The 22,102-nt window shown below is 41.9% G+C and carries 9 protein-coding genes; 3 read left to right on the forward strand and 6 right to left on the reverse strand.

Features of this window, described 5'->3' with window-relative positions; translation table 11 throughout:
* Positions 1 to 6 precede the first annotated feature (6 nt).
* From EW142_RS15110 to EW142_RS15125, 4 genes are read right to left on the reverse strand one after another with little or no spacing between them, the layout of a single operon-like run.
* Positions 7 to 1,359: a vanadium-dependent haloperoxidase gene (locus EW142_RS15110; protein ID WP_130615277.1), complete on the reverse strand. Its 1,353-nt coding sequence runs from the start codon at positions 1,357 to 1,359 to the stop codon at positions 7 to 9.
* Positions 1,360 to 1,367: 8 nt separating this feature from the next.
* Positions 1,368 to 4,601 carry a VCBS repeat-containing protein gene (locus tag EW142_RS15115; RefSeq protein WP_130615279.1) on the reverse strand — a complete coding sequence of 1,078 codons (3,234 nt, stop codon included), beginning with the start codon at positions 4,599 to 4,601 and terminating at the stop codon, positions 1,368 to 1,370.
* Positions 4,594 to 7,935, reverse strand: a complete 3,342-nt coding sequence (locus EW142_RS15120; protein WP_417935790.1) for a CRTAC1 family protein — start codon at positions 7,933 to 7,935, stop codon at positions 4,594 to 4,596. The genes EW142_RS15115 and EW142_RS15120 overlap by 8 nt, the downstream gene beginning before the upstream one ends.
* Positions 7,936 to 7,943: 8 nt before the next feature.
* Positions 7,944 to 11,195 carry a VCBS repeat-containing protein gene (locus EW142_RS15125; RefSeq protein WP_313790922.1) on the reverse strand — a complete coding sequence of 1,084 codons (3,252 nt, stop codon included), beginning with the start codon at positions 11,193 to 11,195 and terminating at the stop codon, positions 7,944 to 7,946.
* A gap of 243 nt (positions 11,196 to 11,438) precedes the next feature.
* Between EW142_RS15125 and EW142_RS15130 the strand changes: the two genes are divergently transcribed.
* Positions 11,439 to 13,112: a sodium:solute symporter gene (locus EW142_RS15130; protein ID WP_130615284.1), complete on the forward strand. Its 1,674-nt coding sequence runs from the start codon at positions 11,439 to 11,441 to the stop codon at positions 13,110 to 13,112.
* Positions 13,113 to 13,601: 489 nt separating this feature from the next.
* On the opposite strand, the gene EW142_RS15135 is transcribed toward EW142_RS15130, so the two are convergent.
* On the reverse strand, positions 13,602 to 15,215 hold the full coding sequence (locus EW142_RS15135; protein ID WP_130615286.1) for a RagB/SusD family nutrient uptake outer membrane protein: 1,614 nt from the start codon (positions 15,213 to 15,215) through the stop codon (positions 13,602 to 13,604).
* 17 nt (positions 15,216 to 15,232) lie between these two features.
* The gene (locus EW142_RS15140; protein ID WP_130615288.1) at positions 15,233 to 18,349 is read right to left on the reverse strand and encodes a SusC/RagA family TonB-linked outer membrane protein; all 3,117 of its coding nucleotides are present in this window, start codon (positions 18,347 to 18,349) and stop codon (positions 15,233 to 15,235) included.
* Positions 18,350 to 18,710: 361 nt separating this feature from the next.
* Between EW142_RS15140 and EW142_RS15145 the strand changes: the two genes are divergently transcribed.
* Together EW142_RS15145 and EW142_RS15150 are read left to right on the forward strand one after the other, a co-directional pair.
* Positions 18,711 to 19,739: a LacI family DNA-binding transcriptional regulator gene (locus EW142_RS15145; protein ID WP_130615290.1), complete on the forward strand. Its 1,029-nt coding sequence runs from the start codon at positions 18,711 to 18,713 to the stop codon at positions 19,737 to 19,739.
* Positions 19,740 to 19,795: 56 nt separating this feature from the next.
* Entirely contained in the window at positions 19,796 to 22,099 is a 2,304-nt protein-coding gene (locus tag EW142_RS15150) for a glycoside hydrolase family 65 protein (RefSeq protein WP_130615291.1), read from the forward strand.
* The last annotated feature ends 3 nt before the right edge of the window (positions 22,100 to 22,102 follow it).

Raw genomic sequence — 22,102 nt, forward strand, 5'->3', positions numbered from 1 at the left:
GAAAGTTTAGTTTGAAGCGAGTCCGGACTCGTTGTACATATTTAAGTTATCCACTACAAATTTTCCAAGGTCCCTACCTTGTTTTACCCCAATTTCTACCGCTGCCCTATAATGAATGCCACCATACATTCGGCTTATAGCCGCCTCGTCCGCAGCTTCGTAGAAAGAGTTAAAAGACCGCACAGGAAGTCCATAGGCAACCTCGGTATCATCGTCAAAAGCAAAGGTATCCCCATAAATACTTGTGAGGGCCACGGAAGCCGCTCCCGAAACCACACTATGGCCACTGGTATATTCTGGGAACGGAGGTGTTTGAAGCACTGGCTCCCAGCTATCATCAATATGCTCGTTGATAAGGGTTTCTGGTCTTATAAGACTACTGCGGTATTTTTCATCCCAACAGCTAATAAATGCATCAGCTATAGCGATGGATGTTTTGGTATAGGTATAAACTGTTTTGGCCAAATCGGCATCCGTATTTCGAGATGCAATTTTGGCAATACCAATCCAGTGAGCACCTGGGGTAATCTTTTTGGTAGCAAACATCAAGTGTCCTCGGGTCACAGAAACATAGGGGTTGCAGTCCCAGAACTGGGCAATGGCCACTTCTTCAGAATCATCTCCCTTGGCAGTGATTTCATTGCTGATATCGTATACCTCCTTTACTTCCTTAAAAAAATCGGAACCTTCTTCCATAGAAAAGGGAGGAGGAGGTGTCGGTTTGAACTGTGGCGCAGAATCAATTACAAAAGGTCTTATTTTGTTCCAATGGGGTTCAATGCCATCCATATATGAAGGAGGCGTCGGCTGCCATCTTGAAGGTTCATCGGAGTTAACGGTGAATTTCGGCATGGTACGCGTTTGCTTGTAATTGTCCTTGTCCATCCATTGGGCCACATGCTCTGCTACCTTAAGTCCGTAGTCCTTTGAGATGTTGAATTCCTTCTCATTGATTTCCTCCCAAATGGAATAAAGGCTATCTCTATAGGCAATAATGCGATCTTCAGAGAATATCAGCCTGCGGTTCAAATCCATATGGGCAATCAAGGCGGCAAGATCATAGTTTAAGTTTTCGGTGGACTCAGGTTCCGGTACTGCCCCAAAATCATGGAGTTGGCCCGAGAGCGAATTATAATCCTCATTCTTCCGAGTCAAAATTTCATATGCAGCTATGTTAGGATAGGCATAAATTCTACTGGCAACAGGAGGGGAGAAGATATCATGAATCATTACCCCGGTCACCTTATCAACAGAGGCGTGATAATCTTCAGCGGTAATTACAATAGGTTCATTTTTTTTCTGACAGGAGGTGACCATCAACATCACCAACAACGATAGTGCTCCAATTTTTTTCATCATCATCCTTTTTATTTGTTTAATATTTGGTAGGTTTCTGCTTCAGCATTATTAAAAACAGCCAACAGATAAGGCTCATTATTGATTTCCAATACATGAAGGTGCCTTAGGGATTTTTGGGTGAAATCCAAACCAAGTCGGCTCCCCAAAATTATATCATTTTCATTGTTTATCAATGCTCCTGGGAAAGAATCAAAACGACCGTGATACGGTTTTACCCCAAAGTAATTGCCTCCGACCAGAACCTCCATAGCCCCATCCCCGTCAAAATCATAAGAGATAAAGTCCATTATCGGTGCAATTTGAAGTTCATTTTCAAAGGGAACAAAGGAGAAACTCCCTTGCTCATTCTTTAGATACCCAGAGGCCAAAAGGGTTGTCTCTAATACCTTTGCTTTTGATAAAGTAGCTTCATCAAAAATTTCTTCTATCGACTTCCCGGCAAAAGAAGTGTACGAGGTAAAGGATTTTCTCAAAAATTCCATTTGCCCAGAAAGCCCATCCAATCCTTCAATGGGATAGTATTTTCCATTTTTGGGTATGGCCGTAACTGTTTCTGTTTGACCATTTCCATCAAAATCATAAAAATACATCCGTAGAGGCATTTCCTGTGAGGCTTTGAACTTGTTGTTCGTGCCCCAATTGCCCAGTAGGTAATCTCGATCACCGTCTCCGTCTATATCGAACGAATGAATGGATTGCCAAAGGCCATTGAGTCTTAAATCGGAGACTTTTTCGAAACGGCCATTTTGATTTTTTAAAAAAACGGGCGACATCCACTCCCCGATGACAATCAGGTCTTTTTGGCCATCATTGTCAAAGTCATCCCAAAGAGCATCGGTAACCATTCCTTGTATGGCGTTGAAAGTATTGTCAATGATAAAGGAACCATTTTCATTTTTCAATAAATGGGAAGGCACCGGTTTTCCGAAGCTTCCAGTTTCGGCATGGCCACCAATAAAGATATCCAAATCTCCATCACCATCGTAATCGCAAGTTTTCACAACCGAGGTATTCTGAAAGATTTCTGGAACAGTACCTTCGGTAAAAATAGAGTCTGTTTGTATGAGAAAGGTTTCGGTGAGGGGTTTGGATTTACCATAAAAGTCGCCTCCCCCGGCACCAAGGATAATGTCGTTTTTAAGGTCTCCGTTGAAATCAGCGATTACCGCGGATATCTGTTCCTTGACGGAGTCTTTTTTGATTTCTTCGAGATCTTGAAACACAAAAGTGCTGTCTTGTTGCACAAAAACACGTGCTGGGTAAAATTTAGAGCCTCCAAAAAGAATATCTTCCTTTCCATCTTGGTTCAAGTCGCCGACTGCCATTGCTGGGCCTCGGTCTGATAGTTTGTAGGGAATTAATTTCTCTCGATTGAAATCCACATAATTATCTTCCTTATGTAGGTAGTCAATCCCCAAATTCCCCTCAACTTTTTTGAACAGTGGTGAATTATTTGTTTTCCGATAGATGTAGGGTTTGGAATTTTCGGGTGCAAGGATCAACTGCTGATTCGCTTGGACATTCCTCAAAACCTGAAAGGTTTGGTTAGGCCAGATGACCTTGAGCGAATCCACCTTTTCTGATTTTCCTAAACCAAAATGGACTATGGGTTCAGAAGAAGCTTGGAATCCTCGAGAAGGAAACAATTCTTTAAATTGAACTTGCCCATCGGTGTAGGCATATGCTTTGGTTCCAATACCAAAAGTGTTTTTGCCCCGATATTTGATTTTTGCCTTTAGAAAATTAGCTTCGTCATTGGTTTTGTTCAAATAAATCGTAGCTGGGGCATTCAAATTATTGACCACCAAATCAAGGTCCCCATCATTATCCAAATCCCCATAAGCCGTGGCTCCCGAAATCTGGGCATCACCCACAATCCACGATTCGGATTTATCCTCAAAAGCGAGCCCTTTTTTCCCTTTAAAAATATAGTTATGATGCACGCCGGACGGCATCATTTCCAAGGCTTGCTGATCCACCAATTTGGTGTTGCTTATCTTATTTTGAATCTGGTCGCTAGAGACAAATTTGATGAAGTCAAGATCATTGGGCCGTTTCGGGATTCCATTGGCAACGAAAAGGTCTTGCTCGCCATCTTGGTCGTAATCCGCAAAAAGAGGTGCCCAACTCCAGTCTGTAGCTGCGATTCCACTTAAAAGTGCGGTTTCCATGAATTTGCCATCGGGCTGATTTACATAAAGCATATTTCGGGTGAACTGGTAGTGGTACCCATATTGTTGAACCCGAAGTTTTTGGGTCTGGATGTTGTCATCCCCTTCCGAAGCTTTTAGGGGGATTTCTTCTGCAGGAAGCATGTCCAGTGAGATAAGATCGGGAAGGCCATCATGATTGATATCAGCTACATCGCTACCCATCGAAAATCGGGAGGTGTGCCCAAAGTAGGTCCGAAGACTTTCAGTAAAGGTGCCATCACCGTTGTTCAAATAGAAATAATCATCTTCATGGAAGTCGTTGCCGACGTAGATATCGGGGTAGCCATCCATATTGAAGTCGGAAACTGCGACTCCGAGACCGTACCCATTGATGCCTCCAAAAATTCCAGCTTCCTCACTAACATCAACAAATTTGCCATTATCGTTTCTAAGGAGCTTGTCCCCGGTTTCATAATTACGTTGAAGACGAAGACTGGCTTTTCCGAATGATTCTGAGGTATGAACTGCATGATTGAGCAGGTAAAGATCTAAGTCACCATCCAAATCATAATCCAAAAAAGTCGCAGATGAGCTATAGGAATCGAAATCCAAACCATAGCTTGCAGCACTCTCGGTAAATGTGCCATCTTGGTTATTGATAAAGAGTTCGTTATAGCCATTAAAACCATTGATGCCCACGACTGCGCAGACGTAAATATCCAGCCAACCATCCCCATTGATATCGGCCATTGTAGAGCCCGTGTTCCAAGAACTGTTCCCTGCTACCCCAGCGCTATCCGTAGCATCCTCAAATTGAAGATCTCCTTTGTTGATGAAAAGCTTGTTCTTTACCTGATTTCCAGAAAAATAGATGTCAGGTAGGCCATCATTGTTGATGTCCCCTACGGCCACACCACCTCCATTGTAGAAGTAGAGGTAATCCAAAATATTTAGATCATCAGTTTCGGTAATGGTATTGATGAAGTTGACTCCTGTCTTCTTTGGTGCTGGCGTTGAAAAGAGTTCACCTTCCTTTTTGCACCCCACAAACAGCAGACTGGCAAAAAGAGCTACAAAAAGCCTATTCATCAAGTGCAAAGATTTTGGGTTTTCCATCATTTATCGCTGCTACCACGAATCTCTTGTTGTTTTTATCCTTTACCACCCCAAGATGCTTAACTTCTTCGCGGATGAAGAAGCCACTTTCATCGTAGTTTTTCCATTCGAAATTAAGATTTCCATCGCCCAAAAGAACATTTCCATAGTTGGCGTCCAGTCGTGAAAATTGAGGCTTGAATTCGAAGTTATTTCCAGCCATGATCAAATCCAGATGACCATCATTGTTTACATCTGTGCAAGTAATTCCACAGATACAGGACAATTGGGCACGACTGGGCAGTTTTTTAATCGAGAATTTACCGTTTCCATCATTTATGGCAATCACAGAAGCCGAGATTGCACTTTGTTTTACGATGGACTGTTCTAAGACTTCCTTGGGGAAAAGCTCGTGAATGGTTCTACGGGCATAGTCTGAAGCCTTGAGATTTTGCTTTTTTAAGGATACGAGCTGTCCGGTGAGTTCCTTCTTTTGATGTATGGGGTAATCCCCTCCATTCTCGTTGATGGTAACGATTTGTTCAATGGTCCCATTGTTGTCAAAATCGTTGATCCACATTTTCATGGGCTGGCCCTCGGTCGGTTTGTAGTGAAGATTTTCACCTTGATTACCCAATACCAAATCCAAATCCCCATCTTTATCCAAATCAACAGCTTCAACCGTATTCCACCAACCCGCTAGACTATCCAAGGTAGAATCCATTTTTGAAATCCTTCTTCCAGAATTCGTATAAATTTTTGGCGTGTCCCACTCGGATACTGTGATAAGATCTTGTTTTTGATCGCCGTTTATGTCGGCCCAAACCGCGTGGGTGACCATTCCTTCATTTTTAAGGTCATAGGCTCGTCGTTCGGTAACATCCACAAATTCCCCATCCCTGTTCTCTAGGAACAAATGGTTAGGACTAGGACCATATACACCAACAACGCTGCGTGAACCTATAAATACATCCACATCTCCATCACCATCAAAATCGCTTGGTGCAATGGTTGCAATATTCTTAAATACCGAAGGTAGCACTTGATCGGATTTGGAAAAATTTCCTTTTCCGTCATTTAAGTATAGTCGTGGACGATATTGACGCTCTTGGGTAAATTCGTTTCCTCCAGACCCCACCATGAGGTCTAAGTCGCCGTCCCCATCTGCATCCAAAAAGGCTGCGGCAGTATCCTCTAAATTTTCATCGCTGTTGAAAGAAGTCTGTCTTGATACAGAAAAGGAACCGTTCCCTTGATGTTTATAAATGAATCCGGTTTCTCCTTTGGCTCCGCCCACAAAAATATCCTCGTTGCCATCACCATCCACATCACCAATCGCTAAAGAAGGACCCTCTTGGGAAAGTTTCTTATAGATCAAACCTTCATAGTCAAAATCATTGTAATTGTTTTCCTGATGTGCCATCAACTTCGAATTGTCCAGCTCTCTAAGTAGGGATTTGGTTTCACGCTTCAGATGGGGCACGTATACGTCTGTTGCATCGGATTGGTTCAAAGTCAGTTGCTTATTGGATGTAACGTTCGTCATCAAAATGGTCTTGTCGTTAGGCCAAATCACTCGAATGGAATCCAGGGTTTTGTGTTTGCCCAATCCTAAGGTCATTATATAATCTACAGAAGATTGAAAGCCACGAGAAGGAATTAACTCTTGGTTAATAATGTTGTCACCAAAATAAAATTGAACAAGAGATCCTAAGGCAAATTTGTTTTGCCCTTCCCCCACCAATTTCAATTGGATATAGTTGTTTTCCTTGATCGAATTGGTATTGTTTTTATAAATAAAAGTTTCGGTATTGACATTGTTGATGACCAGATCCAAGTCCCCATCGTTGTCCAAATCACCATAAGCAGCACCGTTGGAACGGGTGGGTAAATCAAAGCCCCATTCCTTGTTGGCGTTGTCAAAGGTAATGTCACCATTGTTTTTATAGGCATAATTGGGTTGTGGCTTAATCGGCATTTTATTGATGATGGAGTCTATGGATTCCTTTCTTCCGGTAAGTGCCATTTTTTGAATGATCTCATTCGCGAAGAAATCCACAAAATCAAGATCGGTCAAATCATGGTTAATACCATTGGTGACGAAAATATCCTTTAGGCCGTCATTATCCATGTCGAATATGAGTCCGGCCCAACTCCAATCCGTAGCATCGATACCGCTATAATAGGCTACTTCGGAAAAAGATCCATTACCGTTGTTCAGCTGAAGGGTATTTTGAATGTATTGCTGATAGAAGTCTTTGCTCTTTTTGAGGTCAAAAATGTTGTAGCCCTCAAACTCCATCACCGATTTCACCCGAACTTCGGGTTCGGGAAGCATATCAGTAATAAAGATGTCGTTATGGCCATCGTTATTGATGTCGGCTATATCGATTCCCATGGCCGAAAGACTCAAATGGGAAGTATATTCCTTGATTTCTTCCGTGAAGGTGCCATCTTTTTGGTTGATGTACAGATAATCTCGTTCATAGAAATCATTGGAAACATAAATATCGGGATAGGTATCTTGATTGATATCGGTGACCAAAACGCCAAGACCGAAGCCTATTAGGCTTCCGTAAATACCAGCCTCCTCACTAACATCAACAAATTTTCCATTATCATTTCGAAGTAGCATATCGCCCACACCCCGAAAAATATGGGGAACTCCTTCCCAATCTTGAGCTCTTACTTCACGCTGTTCGGCATATCCAAGACTACTCACAGGGATGTTACTGTTATTTAAAATATAGGCATCGAGGTCGCCATCCTTATCGTAATCGAAGAAGGAAGCATGTGTGGAGAATCCAGTTTTGGCGAGGTTGTATTCTTCCGCCTTTTCTGTAAAAGTTAGGTCGCCATTATTGATGTACAGATCATTGTCGTGGTTATTTCCTTCCAAATTTCCGGCATTACTAACATAAATGTCGAGCAGTCCATCGGCATTGATATCAACCATAACCACGCCAGTGGACCAAGGTTTGCTACCGGTGACTCCTGCTTGTTCAGAGATATCTTCAAATTGCAGATTGCCTTTGTTCAAATAGAGTTTGTTCTTTTCCATGTTACCGGTAAGGTAAATATCGGAAAGGCCATCGTTATTGATATCGCCAATGGCTACTCCACCACCATTGTAGAAGTTACGGTACTTAAAAATATTGAAGTCCTTTTGGTTTTCTACGCTGTTTACAAAGGTGACCCCAGTTTCCTCCGGGGAAAGCAAGGTGAAAAGTGTCTTTGAGGTTTCGCTGGTTTCTTCCTTCTTTTCCTTGTCCGAACAAGAGGTGAAAATCAACAGAAGACTAAAAAACAATAGTGCATATTCCTTCATTTCCATTTTCATTTTTTCTGCAGTACAACTGTGGCTTGGTCATTTCGACCTACCACAAAACTTGTTTTATCGTTAATCTTAATTTCTCGTATTGTTTTTACAACGCCATTCAGCTGTAGATGCTGGTTTTGGTCCCAAAAGAAGTTCCCTTTGGTGTCATTCCGTAAAATTAGCCCATGAAAAGCATCTAACCTACCCAATTGGGTGCTAATATGGTGATTGTTACCCACAATTAACAAATCAAGATACCCATCATTGTTGAAATCATTGATGGCAATATCGTTAATTTGTGAGGCCTGTGCTATTTGGGGCAATGGTCGACTAGTGAAATTACCTTGGCCGTTATTTTCAAAATAAGCAGATTGGAGCGTGTATACGTATTTCTTTTCTGATTCTGAGAGCGAATTTTTTCCAAAAAGGTCAGTTAAAGAGGCTTGTGCAAACTTCTTATAGGAAAGATACTCTTTGTTTAAAAAAGGCATCTGTTTTGTCAAATCATCTTTGGAAGCAAAAGGAGTTTCAATGCCTTGGTGATAATAGGTCACCAATGGTTCAACCGAACCATTTTTATCAAAATCATTTCGATACAAGCTTACTGGTTCATTGTTTGATGCTTTGAACTTGGAATTCAACCCCCAATTACCACAAATGAAATCCAAATCACCATCATTGTCAAAATCTCCCAGAGTAAGTGAGTTCCACAGGCCTTCCGTGTTTTCCAACCCATTTCCTTCCTGAAGGGTGAATCCATCTTTTTGGTTGATAAAAACGGAGACGGGCATCCAATGCCCAACTACGACAATATCTGGCAGTCCATCTTGATTAATATCAACTATCTCAACATCCTTAATATTTCCCAAATACTCAAGTTGGGGTATAAGTTTTTGCGTTTGGTCTTCGAATTTACCAGTGCCATCGTTAACCAGTAAGAACTGCCTCGGTGTTTTTCCGAAACTTGCAGGGACCCTATCGGACACGAGAAAGATATCCAAATCCCCGTCAGCGTCGATATCCCCAACAGCAATATCCGATGCGTTGATTTCCACACCCTTGAACGTATCGACTTGCTCAATAAGGGTTCCTTGTTGATTTAAATGTAAGGTAGGCTGCAGAGGTTTTCCCGATTTAAATTCGTTGCCTCCGTAAGCAATCAGCAAATCCTCTTGGCCATCACCATTGGCATCAAAGAAAATGCTGGCAGTCGCTTCATTAATGCTGTTTTGGTCCAAAAAAGTGGTATCGGCTTCGAAGCCGCCATTTTCCCCTTGAATAAACAAGGCGTTCTGTTGTCCTTTGGCGCCACCGAAAAATACATCCTGTTTGCCGTCGTTGTTTACGTCACCAATCGCTATACTTGGCCCGTTATTGGAATCGGCAAAGGGAATTAGGGGCTCCCGGTCGAAATCCAATGAGGCCTGTTCTTTATGGATGAATTTTACCAAACTGTCATTAGCTTCTAAAAGGGTGTTCTCCGGCTGGGTTTTATTTTCTGTTGATGAGGTGGCCTTTTTAAAGGAGACTTTGATTGAAGAATTCGTTGGAATGGCTTCAAGCACCTCAGACTTTCCGCCAGGCCAAACTACTTTGAGGGAATCAAGGGTAGCCACATTTCCTAAACCCATATGAATGTAAGCTGGTACCGAGGATAAATAGCTGCGATTGGGATAATTTTCATTGACGACTTGTTCTTGTCCCATGTAAGCGACAACACGGGCACCTATACCAAAACGATTGTGTTCGGGTCCTTCAAATGAAATTTTTAAATAAGAGCCTGTTTGTGAGGTGTTTTCCAGTATGCTCGCTACCTGTTCGTGGTTGTTCACCACAACATCCAAATCTCCATCGTTGTCCAAGTCCGCATAGATACAACCGTGGCTGTATGTGGCCTGCTTGCCATACCAGTTTTCGGACACATTTTGGAAGGTTAGATCTCCGTTGTTTTTAAAAAAATAGTTGGGAACCTTCTTTTCGGGAATTTCATCAACAATGGGCAGATCGTTTTCGTTCATACCTGAGCCGATTCGTTTTTGAATATCATCGTTGGCTATGAAATTCATGTAATCCATGTCATTTGTCGCCCCTTTTATTCCATTGGAGATAAAAAGGTCCTTATATCCATCATTGTCAAAATCGGCTGCGAGAGCACCCCAGGACCATTCGGTGGCAGCAATTCCACTTAGAAATCCAATTTCTGAAAAATTGGAGCCTCCAAGGTTGAGGTGCAAAGTGTTTCGCATGTATTGGGGAGCATATCCATTTCTTAAATATTGTTGGTAGATGGGATAGCCATATTCCTGTCCAGAGGTTTTGTACGTTTCGAGGTCCTCAGGGAGCATATCCAATGAAATGATATCCAAAAGACCATCATTGTTAAGGTCCGCTATCTCATTTCCCATGGAATAATGGGTGGTATGTCCTAAATGTGCATTGTTATCGGATATGATTTCTTTAAAGGTGCCATCTTTTTGGTTGAGATAGAGGTAGTCGTTCTCAAAAAAGTCATTTCCCAAATAGATGTCAGGGTAACCGTCGTTATTGACATCACCAATGGACAGTCCCAGTCCATATCCCGACTTTCCTTGAAAAATGCCAGCTTCCTTGCTGACTTCTTCAAAGTATCCGTCTTGATTCTGAAATAAGACATCTCCAGCCAGGGCATCAAACCCTTTTCTTTGGGCACCTTTTCCATAAGTACGGTTGGGATGTTCGGAGTGGTTCATCAAATACATATCCAAATCTCCATCCAAATCATAGTCGAAAAAAGCGGCTTTGGTACTTAATCCTGCGAAATCCAATCCATATTCAGCAGCCATTTCTTCGAATAGCGGGGTGCCATCTTTATTGACCCCTTGGTTCACATACAAGAGGTTTTGCCCTTTTAGGTTTTTGTGATTGGAAGCTTTACAAATGTAAATGTCGAGAAGACCATCATTGTTGATGTCTACATGGCTAACCCCGGTGGACCAGCTTCCCGAGGTTTCAATTCCAGATTCCTTGGTAATTTTTTCAAATGTCAGATTTCCTTTGTTCAGGTATAGTTCATCTTGAACTTGATTCCCCGTAAAAAAGAGGTCTATCCATCCATCGTTATTGAAATCTGCAGCAGCCACACCGCCCCCATTATAATAATACAAATAGGAAAGTATGTTGAGTTCTGGGGTGTCCGTTAGCTCATTTACAAAGTTAACCCCAGATTTAGAAGCATCAACTTCGGTAAATAGTTTAGGCTGTTTTGTACATGATACCAACAGTAAAATCAAGAAAAACCAATATGGCAACCCACTTCGCATACGCTATCCGCAAAAAGAAAGGCAATTTAAGTAAACTCAGAAAAAAAGTTATCACAAATGGGTCACCAAATGTTATCTTATTCAAGAAGGACGGCACAAAAAAAACAAGAGTTGTTGAAAGTTATCAAAGAGGGCGTTCAAAATGGGAAACTTGCGGTCGCACTAATAAAAAATAATTAAATTGCGATACATCAACCTGCCAAACTTTTACAAATGGGAAATTTGAATATCCTCGATTTTATAGTAATTGCTCTTTATTTTTTATTGGTTTTTGGAATTGCATGGTTCGTTACCGTCAAAGAAAAAAGCGGAGCGAGCTCCAAAGACTACTTTTTAGGGGGTCGAAACCTGGGTTGGTTCGCGATAGGCGCTTCATTATTTGCCAGTAATATTGGTTCGGAACATTTGATTGGGTTATCGGGTTCCGGTGCTCGAGGTGCTTTTCCAGAAGCTCAGTTTGAAATTCTAGCTGCTCTTATTTTGCTGTTGTTAGGATGGGTCTTTGTTCCATTTTATATTAAGAGCGGAGTATTCACAATGCCTGAATTCTTAGAAAAGCGTTATAATAAAGGGTCTAGGGTATATCTGTCCTTAATTTCCATTATTTCCTATGTTCTAACCAAAATATCCTTTACCATATTTGCCGGAGCCCTTGTGTTTGAGGTGCTGTTGGGTATTCCTTTTTGGACCGGTGCCATTGTAACCGTTATTGCAACCGGAATTTACACCGTATTTGGTGGATTGAAAGCGGTTATCTATACGGATATGGTACAGTCCATAATTTTTATTCTTGGTGGAGCCGCCGCCACTTATTTTGGCCTGCAGGCCATTGGGGGGTGGGAAAACGTTATGCTGGCGATTCAGGATAATGCCCCAGAGCCTGACACGTTCATGAGTCTTTGGAGAAATAAGGAATATCCATGGACGGGAGTTTTACTTGGAGCTCCGATTCTAGGAATCTGGTATTGGTGTACGGATCAGTTTATTGTGCAGCGTGTGCTTTCTGCAAAAAATATTAAGGTGGCTAAACAGGGGACCATTTTTGGCGCTTTTTTAAAGTTGCTTCCTTTGTTCATATTTGTTATACCTGGAATTGTGGCTTATGCACTTTCGGTTACCGAGTTTCCGGATATGTTCACGGTTACCAATCCGATTACCGGTGAAACAAAGACCACAACGGATGCTGCTCTACCGGCATTGATTCTTAGGGTACTTCCCGTTGGATTCAAGGGATTGGTGGTGGCTGGATTTTTAGCAGCATTGATGAGTTCATTATCCAGTGTTTTCAATAGTACGTCAACCTTGTTCACTTTCGACTTCTATAAACAGTGGAGACCCAATGCTTCTGAAAAACAGCTGGTGATGGTGGGTAGAATAGCTACAATTCTATTGGTGATTGTGGGCTTGGCTTGGATTCCATTTATGCGGAAGTTGACCGAAGGCGGGGGTATTTATAAGTACCTTCAAAGTGTACAGGCCTATATTTCACCACCGATTGCCGCTGCTTTTTTACTGGGGATATTCTATAAAAAAATCAATGGGCGAGGGGCTTTGGCCGCATTGTGGACAGGCTTTGTTTTAGGTATTGGTAGGTTAGTGTTGGAGTTTATGAGCCAAGAGGGCGGGCTTACCATCTCTGAGACCTCACTCTTGGGTACTATGGTTCATATGAACTTTCTTCACTATGCAATTTTCTTGTTTGTTACTAGCATCGTCATTATGGTGGTAGTTAGTTTAAGTACGCAGAAAACGTCAAAAGAACTAGACCCTACCTTGACCTACAAGTATGGAGACAAGGACAAAGAGAGTATTTTCAAGGGCAAGGAAATCTGGATGACACTTGGAATTATTGGTGTAGTGTTGGTACTTTGGTACGTCTTCAGATAGGGGATAAAATTACGATATTCACCAAACCACATCTATACCGGTTGTCTACTCGATTAAACAGGTTTTCCGGTTGAATAGTCAGGATCGTCCCATTTGCCCTGGAATGTAGGGCTTGGCTTCTTAAAAAGATAAGGGATAGAGTCTCGCTTATCTTGTTCCATAATCGTATTATTCAATTGAGTATAGAGTTAGCTTATGGATAGTTGAATTAACTGTTTATTGAGAGGGTGGATAGATGTCTTGGTAAACCGTCTCCACTATCTTTAAGGTTGCTACGGAAAGATCATTGGGTGCAAAAGAAGTAGATTAAGCATCCAGATGAGCTGAATACCTTTAAGAATTGCAACCTTATTTTGCCAAGAGGTGAAGGACAGATTATGGTAGTTGAATAAACTTCTGAGGTTCAATGGTCATCAAAAGAAAAAACCTATAACAATAAAAAACCCGCCAATTGGCGGGTTTTTATTTTCTATATAAAACCTAGTAGTATTAGTAACCAGGATTCTGCTGCAAATTCGGGTTTGAAAGTAGTGCTGTAGCAGGAATTGGATACAGCTCGAATTTCTGGTCACCTACAGATGATGCGTCTTTAAACTCCCAGTCTCTGGTAAACTGTCCAAAACGAATCATATCAGGCCTTCTTACGAACTCTACATAAAGCTCACGGCCTCTTTCTTCAAGAAGGTCAGCTTCAGAAACAGCTCCGATAGGAGTAGCTCCACGAATTGTGCGCAACTCATTTACCAAGGCTGTAGCATCACCTCCACCTGCACCACGCAAGATAGCTTCTGCCTTCATTAGGTGGGCATCAGCGTACCGGAAAATGATTTGGTGGTTGTTGAAAGCACCATAGCGAGCCGCATATTTTTGCACGCGGATACCGGTTCTTTCATTGTTACCAACCAATCCAGGGAAATCCCTGGTAAATGCCAAGTCATTACCTGGTCTATCTGTAATTTTACTACCATCTCCGTTGTACTGCTGTCCAACCAAGAAACCTAATCCAACATTGGATCCATCTTCAAATCCATCGCTGTTTTCATCTTGGGTTCCTTCAGCACTTGTAAATGGAATACCTGCACTTGGTACAAAACCTCTTCTTTCCTCTTGGCCGTCTAAACCAGGTCCGCCTGCAGATCCCCTGTTGCTATTCGCATCACCTTCAAACATGTCATAAAATTCAGCGAGTGTACTGAAACCATTCCAACCGCCACCACCTAACTCGGTAGAGTTGTAGTGTAGCCCATTGAAAATTCGGTTACCAACAGAAGTTTCCAACCACCAGATTGTTTCAGTGTCAGGAGTGTCTCTAAAGATATCAAAGTAACCTGCTTGCAAGGCGTAGCCTTCAGCAGCAATCTCATCAACCAAAGTAACTACACGATTCATATCAGCAGTATCAGGTGAGCCACCGTTGTAAATATGACGATTCAAAAGTACTCTGGCCAATAGGAAACGGGCAGCTGCCTTTGAAGCTACCTTATTGGCATCGCTACTTGGCGCAACGGCCGAAGGCAATGCGGTGATAGCCGCTTCCAAATCGGCAATTACCAGAGCAACCGCTTCTGTTCTTGATAAGACGGATGGGTTGATTTCAGGACCTTCATCAACACCCCTGAAAGGGACATTTCCAAATAAGTCTAAAAGCACCCAAGTAGCATAGGCCCTTACAAATTGAGCCTGACCAACCTGTTCTGCAGTACCATTACTTCTTGAATCAATAACCTCAGAAGCTCTAAAAGCACTTTGGTTAAAGTTGTTCCACACATTGAGTAAATATTGGTGGGAAGGGTCCCAGGTATGGTTGTGCAACACCCTCCAAATACCATTATCACCCCAGTCAGTTCCTCTGGTCGGTACTAAGTGTTCATCCGTAGAAACTTCTTGCAGGGCGAAGAAATTATCCTGATCATCATGCCAGTTGTTCATGTCGGCAAACAAACCATCTACCGCACTGGCCGGGTCACTAACCCCTGTAAATTCACTTCCTGTGTCTTGACGAATAATGGAATCTGATTCATCAACTTCAAGATTGGTACAGGAAACTGCCACCGTCAAACTCAGAGCGAGTGGCGCAATTAATTTTAATCGATTTCTTTTCATTGTTTTCAATTTTTTTGTTAGAAAGTAGCATTTAAGCCAAAGGTCACAGTTCTTGGTCTTGGGAAGGATGTATAATCGATACCCGCAGTTGGAAGACCATTCAATAAGTCACCAGCAGGGTTTCCGTTTGAAGCACCAGGTTGAACACTAATTTCGGGGTCTAAACCACTATAGTCAGTGATCAAAAACAAGTTCTGTCCGGTAACTGATAACCTTAAACTTTTCAAAGCTCCTTCTCCACTTAGAGGCACAGTGTACCCAAGGGTTGCGTTTTGTAACCTAACAAAATCACCATCTTCCAAGAATCTAGTAGAAACTGGAGCCGCAGCGGCAGCACTTTCACCACTGGTCAATACATCTGTAGTAACGTTACGTGCATTACCAATAGAACCAGCTGTGAAAAAGGCGTTGGCCGTATTGTTATAGACTGAGAAACCAAACTGACCTGTGAGATAAGTGGCTACATCCCAATTTTTGTACCGGAAGTTCAAGGAAAGACCGGCATTGATGTCTGGTAAAGCATCTTCACCAACAAAATCCTGAACATCACCGATTGGAAGGCCATCTGCATCAAATCCACCAAAATCCCTTAGGAAGTATGAAAATAAAGGGAGATCACCTGCCAAACGTTGGGCAAATGCTTGGGAAAGTCCCTGACCTCTAATGGTACCCGCATTCAAAACACCATCGAAATCTTGGAGTTCGTTGTCGTTGTAGGCTATGTTAAAAGCACTGCTAAAGCTTACATCTTCCGTTTGAACCCACTCTACATTGATATCAAATTCAACCCCTTGGTTAATCAAGGTAGCGTCAATATTTTCAAAGAAGAAAGGTTGTGGAGAAGGCTGGGCAGCCAACCTGTTCAAAAGAAGGTCAGTAGTTTCTTTACGGTAGAAGTTAATACTACCAGAAACCCTGTCATCATTAAAACCATAATCAACACCAATGTTGTAATCCAAAGTTTCCTCCCATTTCAACTCGGGGTTTGCAAAGGTCACAGGTGATGTTCCCGGTGGAATAAATTCTCCATCATCATTTATCGAAGGTGCCCCAAATCGGTCACGCTGAATAAACTGCGCAAAGGTCAAACCTTCTTGGTTACCGGTAATACCAGCCCCTACGCGAAGTTTAAGGGTAGAGAAGGTGTCTCCCATGAAATCTTCTTCATGAATTTTCCAAGCAAAAGCTCCGGAAGGGAAATAACCATATTGGTTGTCACCACCAAAACGAGAAGAACCGTCGGCCCTGAAAGTCGCAGTAAAGAGATATTTATCTGCAAGTGTGTAGTTCACCCTTGCAAAGAAAGATTGCAATTCGTCGGTATTATCAAACGTATCTGCGGCAATAGCTTCAACAGATCGAGTAGTACTCGTAGAAATACGATCGGTAGTAACCGTAGGGAACAACCTATTAACAACAAGATCAGAAGATCGGGCGTCATATCCAAACTGTTGGAACCCACCATCAATTTCAGATTGTACGCCTTCGGTGGAATTGATAAGGTCGGTTTCCATCTGATTCAAATCTGATGTGCCAAATCCGAAACCTTCAACATTTCTTCCTGTGTTTCCAAAATCTTGGAAGGAATAACCAACCAAAGCATCCAAATAGGAATTATCGAATTCTTTACGATAGTTCAAAGTAGCTTCCACAAGTCTATTCTCCAATTCCAAAGTATTGAAGTTACCACGACCATTACCCTGAACATTCCTACCTACATTGATAGCATCTCTTGATGATACATTTAAGGTAGTACCCTCGGACTTGTCATAACCTATATTAATCTTACCGGTTAGTTCGGGCGTAAATTTATACTCAACAGAACCATTGATAAGCAAACGATCAACATTACTCAGCGTACGTGTACGTTGAAGAAGTGTTGCAGGGCTTAACAATCCACCAACGGCGGCGAAATCTGGACTAGTAGGCCATGTAGGGTTGGCAGAATAAGCTGCACCCAACAAGTCACCGTTGAAACCTGCACTACCACTTAAAGGAGCTCGTTGCTCGTTTACTCTTGAAATGGACCCTTGAAAATTCAAGGTTAGTTTGTCATCCAAAAATCTGTGGGTAGCATTGATTCTACCAGTAATTCTTTCAAGGTCTGAATTTTCTACTACACCAAACTGCTTTCCATATCCGAAAGTAGCGCGAACATTACCTTTTCCATAGTTGTGAGAGTAGGATAGGTTTTGATTTTGTGAAGCTACGGTACGCGTCACAAAGTCTTGCCAATTTACATCGTTCCCAAAATCTTGGTCACTTGCACTACCTCCAAATTGCTCAACACCTGCGAGGAATTGCTCTCTGTTCAACAGGTCATATTCGTCGGCCGGAGTCGAAATACTCAAATTTGAGGTGAACTCAAATCTTCCTCCTGAACTTCCACGCCCACTTTTAGTTGTAATGATGACGACACCATTAGCACCCCTGGACCCGTAAATCGCGGTAGCAGAAGCATCTTTCAAAACACTTATGCTTTCAATATCACTAGGGTTTAGGAAAGTAAGAGGGTTAGAGCCTGAAGAAGTACCAAGTCCGGTGTCTCCACTTCCAGGAGAGGTATTTGCACCTGATAATGGCACCCCATCCACAACGAACAACGGATTATTGTTCGAACGAATAGAGTTCGTACCCCGAATTCTGATGGCGACCCCGTCTCCGGGCGCACCACTAGCCTCTGTAATCTGCACACCGGCAGTTTTACCCTGAATCAACTGTTCTGGGGATGCAATCACACCAGCGTTAAAATCTTCGGATGTTACGGCGGCAACAGAACCTGTTGCATCCTTAACGGTCGTTTGACCATAACCAATAATTACTACTTCATCTAGCGCCTGCGCATCTTCCTGAAGCACTACGTCAATGGATGCTTGCCCACTGTAAGCTAACTCTTGGGTAGCATAACCAATGTAGCTAAACACCAAAACGGAACCATCGGCTACATTATTAAGGGTGTAGTTACCATCAAAATCTGTTTGGGTACCATTGGTGGTTCCCTTGATGACAACACTAGCTCCTGGCAAGGGTCCGGTTGCATCGGAAACAGTACCAGATACTGTCTGAGCTTTTGCTAAACCAAAGCATAAAAATGCCCCCAATAACATAAAGCTTTTAAGTAGCGTAATCTTCATAAATAATTAATTTTAAGTTTAGTTAATTTCAATTCAAGTGTTAAACATATATAAAAAAAATGTTAATCAAAATTTAAGCATTATTCAGTATATTACGAAAACGGTTTCGTGTTGATAAGTTTGGGACAGTGCTAGTTTGATAAAACCGAAAGGATTTAATTATCCATATTACAATAATACTCAAAGTAAATCAATAAAATCATAACATGAAGGCTAATATACTATTTTATTTTAAGGAGTCATTAACTTAAATAAAGCCTTTTTGTAAGTTTTACACTCAGTTGTGTTAAAAAGAGAATATTCGGAAGTATACATTTTCAGAATGATTATTTTCCATCATTTTTAGAAGGAAATACCAAGCATGCCAAACTTAAAATCAAAGATCACACTTAAGGATATTGCCCGCGAATTGGAGGTCTCCATTTCCACAGTTTCCAAGGCCTTAAAAAATAGTGAGGAAATAAGTCGCGACACTAAGGAAAAAATCCAAGCTTTTGCACGATTATACAACTACAAACCCAATAACATAGCCATTAGCTTAAAAAACAAAAGAACCAAAAATATTGGGGTTGTAATTCCAGATATTGTCCATCATTTTTTTACAACAGTAATCCGAGGCATTGAAAAGTATGCCAATGCCAAAGGTTATAACGTAATTGTATGCCTTTCTGAGGAATCTTTTGACAAGGAAGTTATCAATATGGAAATGTTGGCAAATGGTAGTATTGATGGATTTATAATGTCTTTGTCCTCCGAGACCCAGGCCAAAGGAGATTACAACCACCTTCGCGAAGTTACAGAACAAGGTATTCCTGTGGTCCTTTTTGATCGCATCACCAACGAGGTGGAATGCGACAAGGTTGTCATCGATGATCAACTAGGGGGCTATTTGGCAACCAAGAAGTTGGTTGGTCAAGGAAAGAAAAAAATTGCCCTCATCACCACCGATGACTATCTAAGTGTGAGCAAGGCCAGAACAGAAGGATATAAAAAAGCATTGTTGGAAAGCAATTTGCCGGTAGATGAATCTAGAATCCTAAAATTGCCCACCATGGACATGGATGAAAACAAAATACGCAAGTTTTTCAATTCACAGGAAATAGATGCTGTCATGTGCGTGAACGAAATATTTGCAGTTTTTAGCATGAGGGTCGCTTTGGAGCAGGGGTTTAAGATTCCAGAGGAAATTTCATTCATTGGTTTTACAAACGGACTTCTTTCCAAATACGCGAATCCGAGTCTTACTGTAGTTGCGCAGCATGGAGAACGCATGGGGGAAATTTCGGCCCAGATGCTGATTGACAAGGTTGAAAGTGAGAATGAGGAAGAAACCTTTCAGACCAAAATTTTAGAACCTACTTTAGTGGTTAGGGATTCCACAATTAATTAAGTTTGTGAAAACTAAACGAATTCTACAACCATTACTTCTACCATTAAACAGTACACATGAATCAAGATTATATTCAAGCACACCCTTGGTCAATTATTGAGCAAGGATTCGATAAAGAACAGGTTAAGTCTTCGGAAAGTCTTTTTAGTATAGGAAATGGTGCCATGGGGCAGCGTGCCAATTTTGAGGAACACTATTCTGGTGAGACTTTTCAAGGAAGCTATATCGCTGGAGTGTATTATCCCGATAAGACCAGAGTGGGCTGGTGGAAAAATGGATACCCCGAATATTTTGCCAAGGTGTTGAACGCCCCCAATTGGATTGGAATCAATGTGTTTGTCGATGGTATGCCTCTGGATTTAAATACCTGTAAAACCGTCAACGATTTCAAACGCGAACTGAACATGAAAGAAGGTTGGTATCAACGGAGCTTTTCAGCAGTTTTACCCAATGAGGTTGAAATCAAAGCTAAAATTACACGGTTTTTAAGTTTGGACATTGACGAAGTGGGAGCCATTCGAATGGAACTATCTCCAGTGAACCAAGATGCAGAGATAACATTTGAGCCTTACTTGGATAGTGGCATCACCAATGAAGACACCAATTGGGACGATAAATTTTGGAACACCACAGGTGTACAAGTCAAAAACAATCGGGCCTTTATCGAAGCCCATACCATGAAGACCAATTTTGCGACTTGTACCTTCATGCAAGCACAAGCCGGTTATAATGGAAAAGAACTGGATGCCCATCCCGATAAAAAAACCGATACACGGGTTAGCCTTCAATTCAAGCAGAATGTTGCCAAAGGCGAACATGTAAGTTTGACCAAATATGGCGGATACACTGTATCAAGAAATCACGACCCATCAGAACTGGTCAAAGTAGCCAATACATCTTTGGACAAAGCAAGTGAACTTGGGTTCGATGCGCTTCTAAAAATGCAAAAAGAGGCCTGGGCCAAAATTTGGGAAATGAGCGACATTACCATTACCGGGGATGTGAAGGCCCAACAAGGTATCCGATTTAACATATTTCAATTGAACCAAACCTATTTGGGAAGGGACTCTAGGCTCAATATTGGTCCAAAGGGTTTCACAGGTGAAAAGTATGGAGGAAGTACCTATTGGGATACGGAGGCATACTGCCTCCCATTTTATATGGCGACCAAAGGCCCGGAAGTAGCTTGGAGTCTATTGGAGTACCGCTACAATCATCTACAAAAGGCAATTGAAAATGCTCAGAAACTTGGGTTTACCAACGGAGCTGCCTTGTACCCCATGGTCACCATGAACGGAGAGGAGTGTCACAATGAATGGGAGATTACCTTTGAGGAAATCCATCGAAATGGTGCCATTGCATTTGCCATTTACAACTATGTCCGTTTCACAGGAGATTATAGTTACGTTCCCGAGATGGGGTTAGAGGTTTTAATTGGTATTGCCAGATTCTGGAATCAGCGGGTAAACTTTTCCGAAGCCAAACAAAAATATGTTATGCTCGGGGTTACGGGTCCCAATGAATACGAAAACAACGTCAACAACAATTGGTACAGTAATTACATGGCCAAATGGTGCATAGAATATGCTCTTGAGAACATAGAAAAAATCAACAACGAATATCCCGAGGATTATAAAAGGATAATGGGTAAAACCAACTTGTCCGCTTCTGAAACGGAGGCTTGGAAAAAAGTTGTTGACCAAATGTACTTTCCATATTCAGAAGAGCATCAAGTCTTTCTCCAGCAAGATGGATTTCTGGACAAAGAGCTTATCAAAGTGGATGCCCTTGCCAAATCCGAAAGACCTATCAATCAAAAATGGAGCTGGGACCGTATTTTGCGTTCACCGTACATAAAACAGGCTGATGTATTACAGGGGTTTTATTTCTTCGAGGACCATTTCACAGAGGAAGAATTGGAGAAGCATTTTGATTTTTATGAACCCTTTACCGTTCACGAGTCGTCACTTTCACCCTGCGTTCACAGTATCCAGGCTGCCAAATTGGGTCGAATGGAACAAGCCTATACTTTCTACTTAAGAACATCACGTCTAGACCTAGATGACTACAATAAGGAAGTCGAAGAGGGATTGCATATTACCTCTATGGCCGGAACTTGGTTGAGCATCGTTGAAGGTTTTGGCGGCCTACGGGTCAAGGATGGGGAGCTCCAGTATTCCCCACAAATTCCACAAGAATGGGAGTCCTATTCCTTTAAGATCAATTTCAGAAATCAGATAGTAACCATTACGGTAGAGGAAGGAAAATCGAGTTTTGAGATAACAGGGTCCAACGAATTGGGAATAAAAGTAGATGGGAAATCCATCACTTTGGTTCCCGGTAAAGTGGTCACCGCATGAAAC

The sequence above is a fragment of the Flagellimonas allohymeniacidonis genome (assembly GCF_004296335.1).
In the GTDB taxonomy this organism is placed as follows: domain Bacteria; phylum Bacteroidota; class Bacteroidia; order Flavobacteriales; family Flavobacteriaceae; genus Flagellimonas; species Flagellimonas allohymeniacidonis.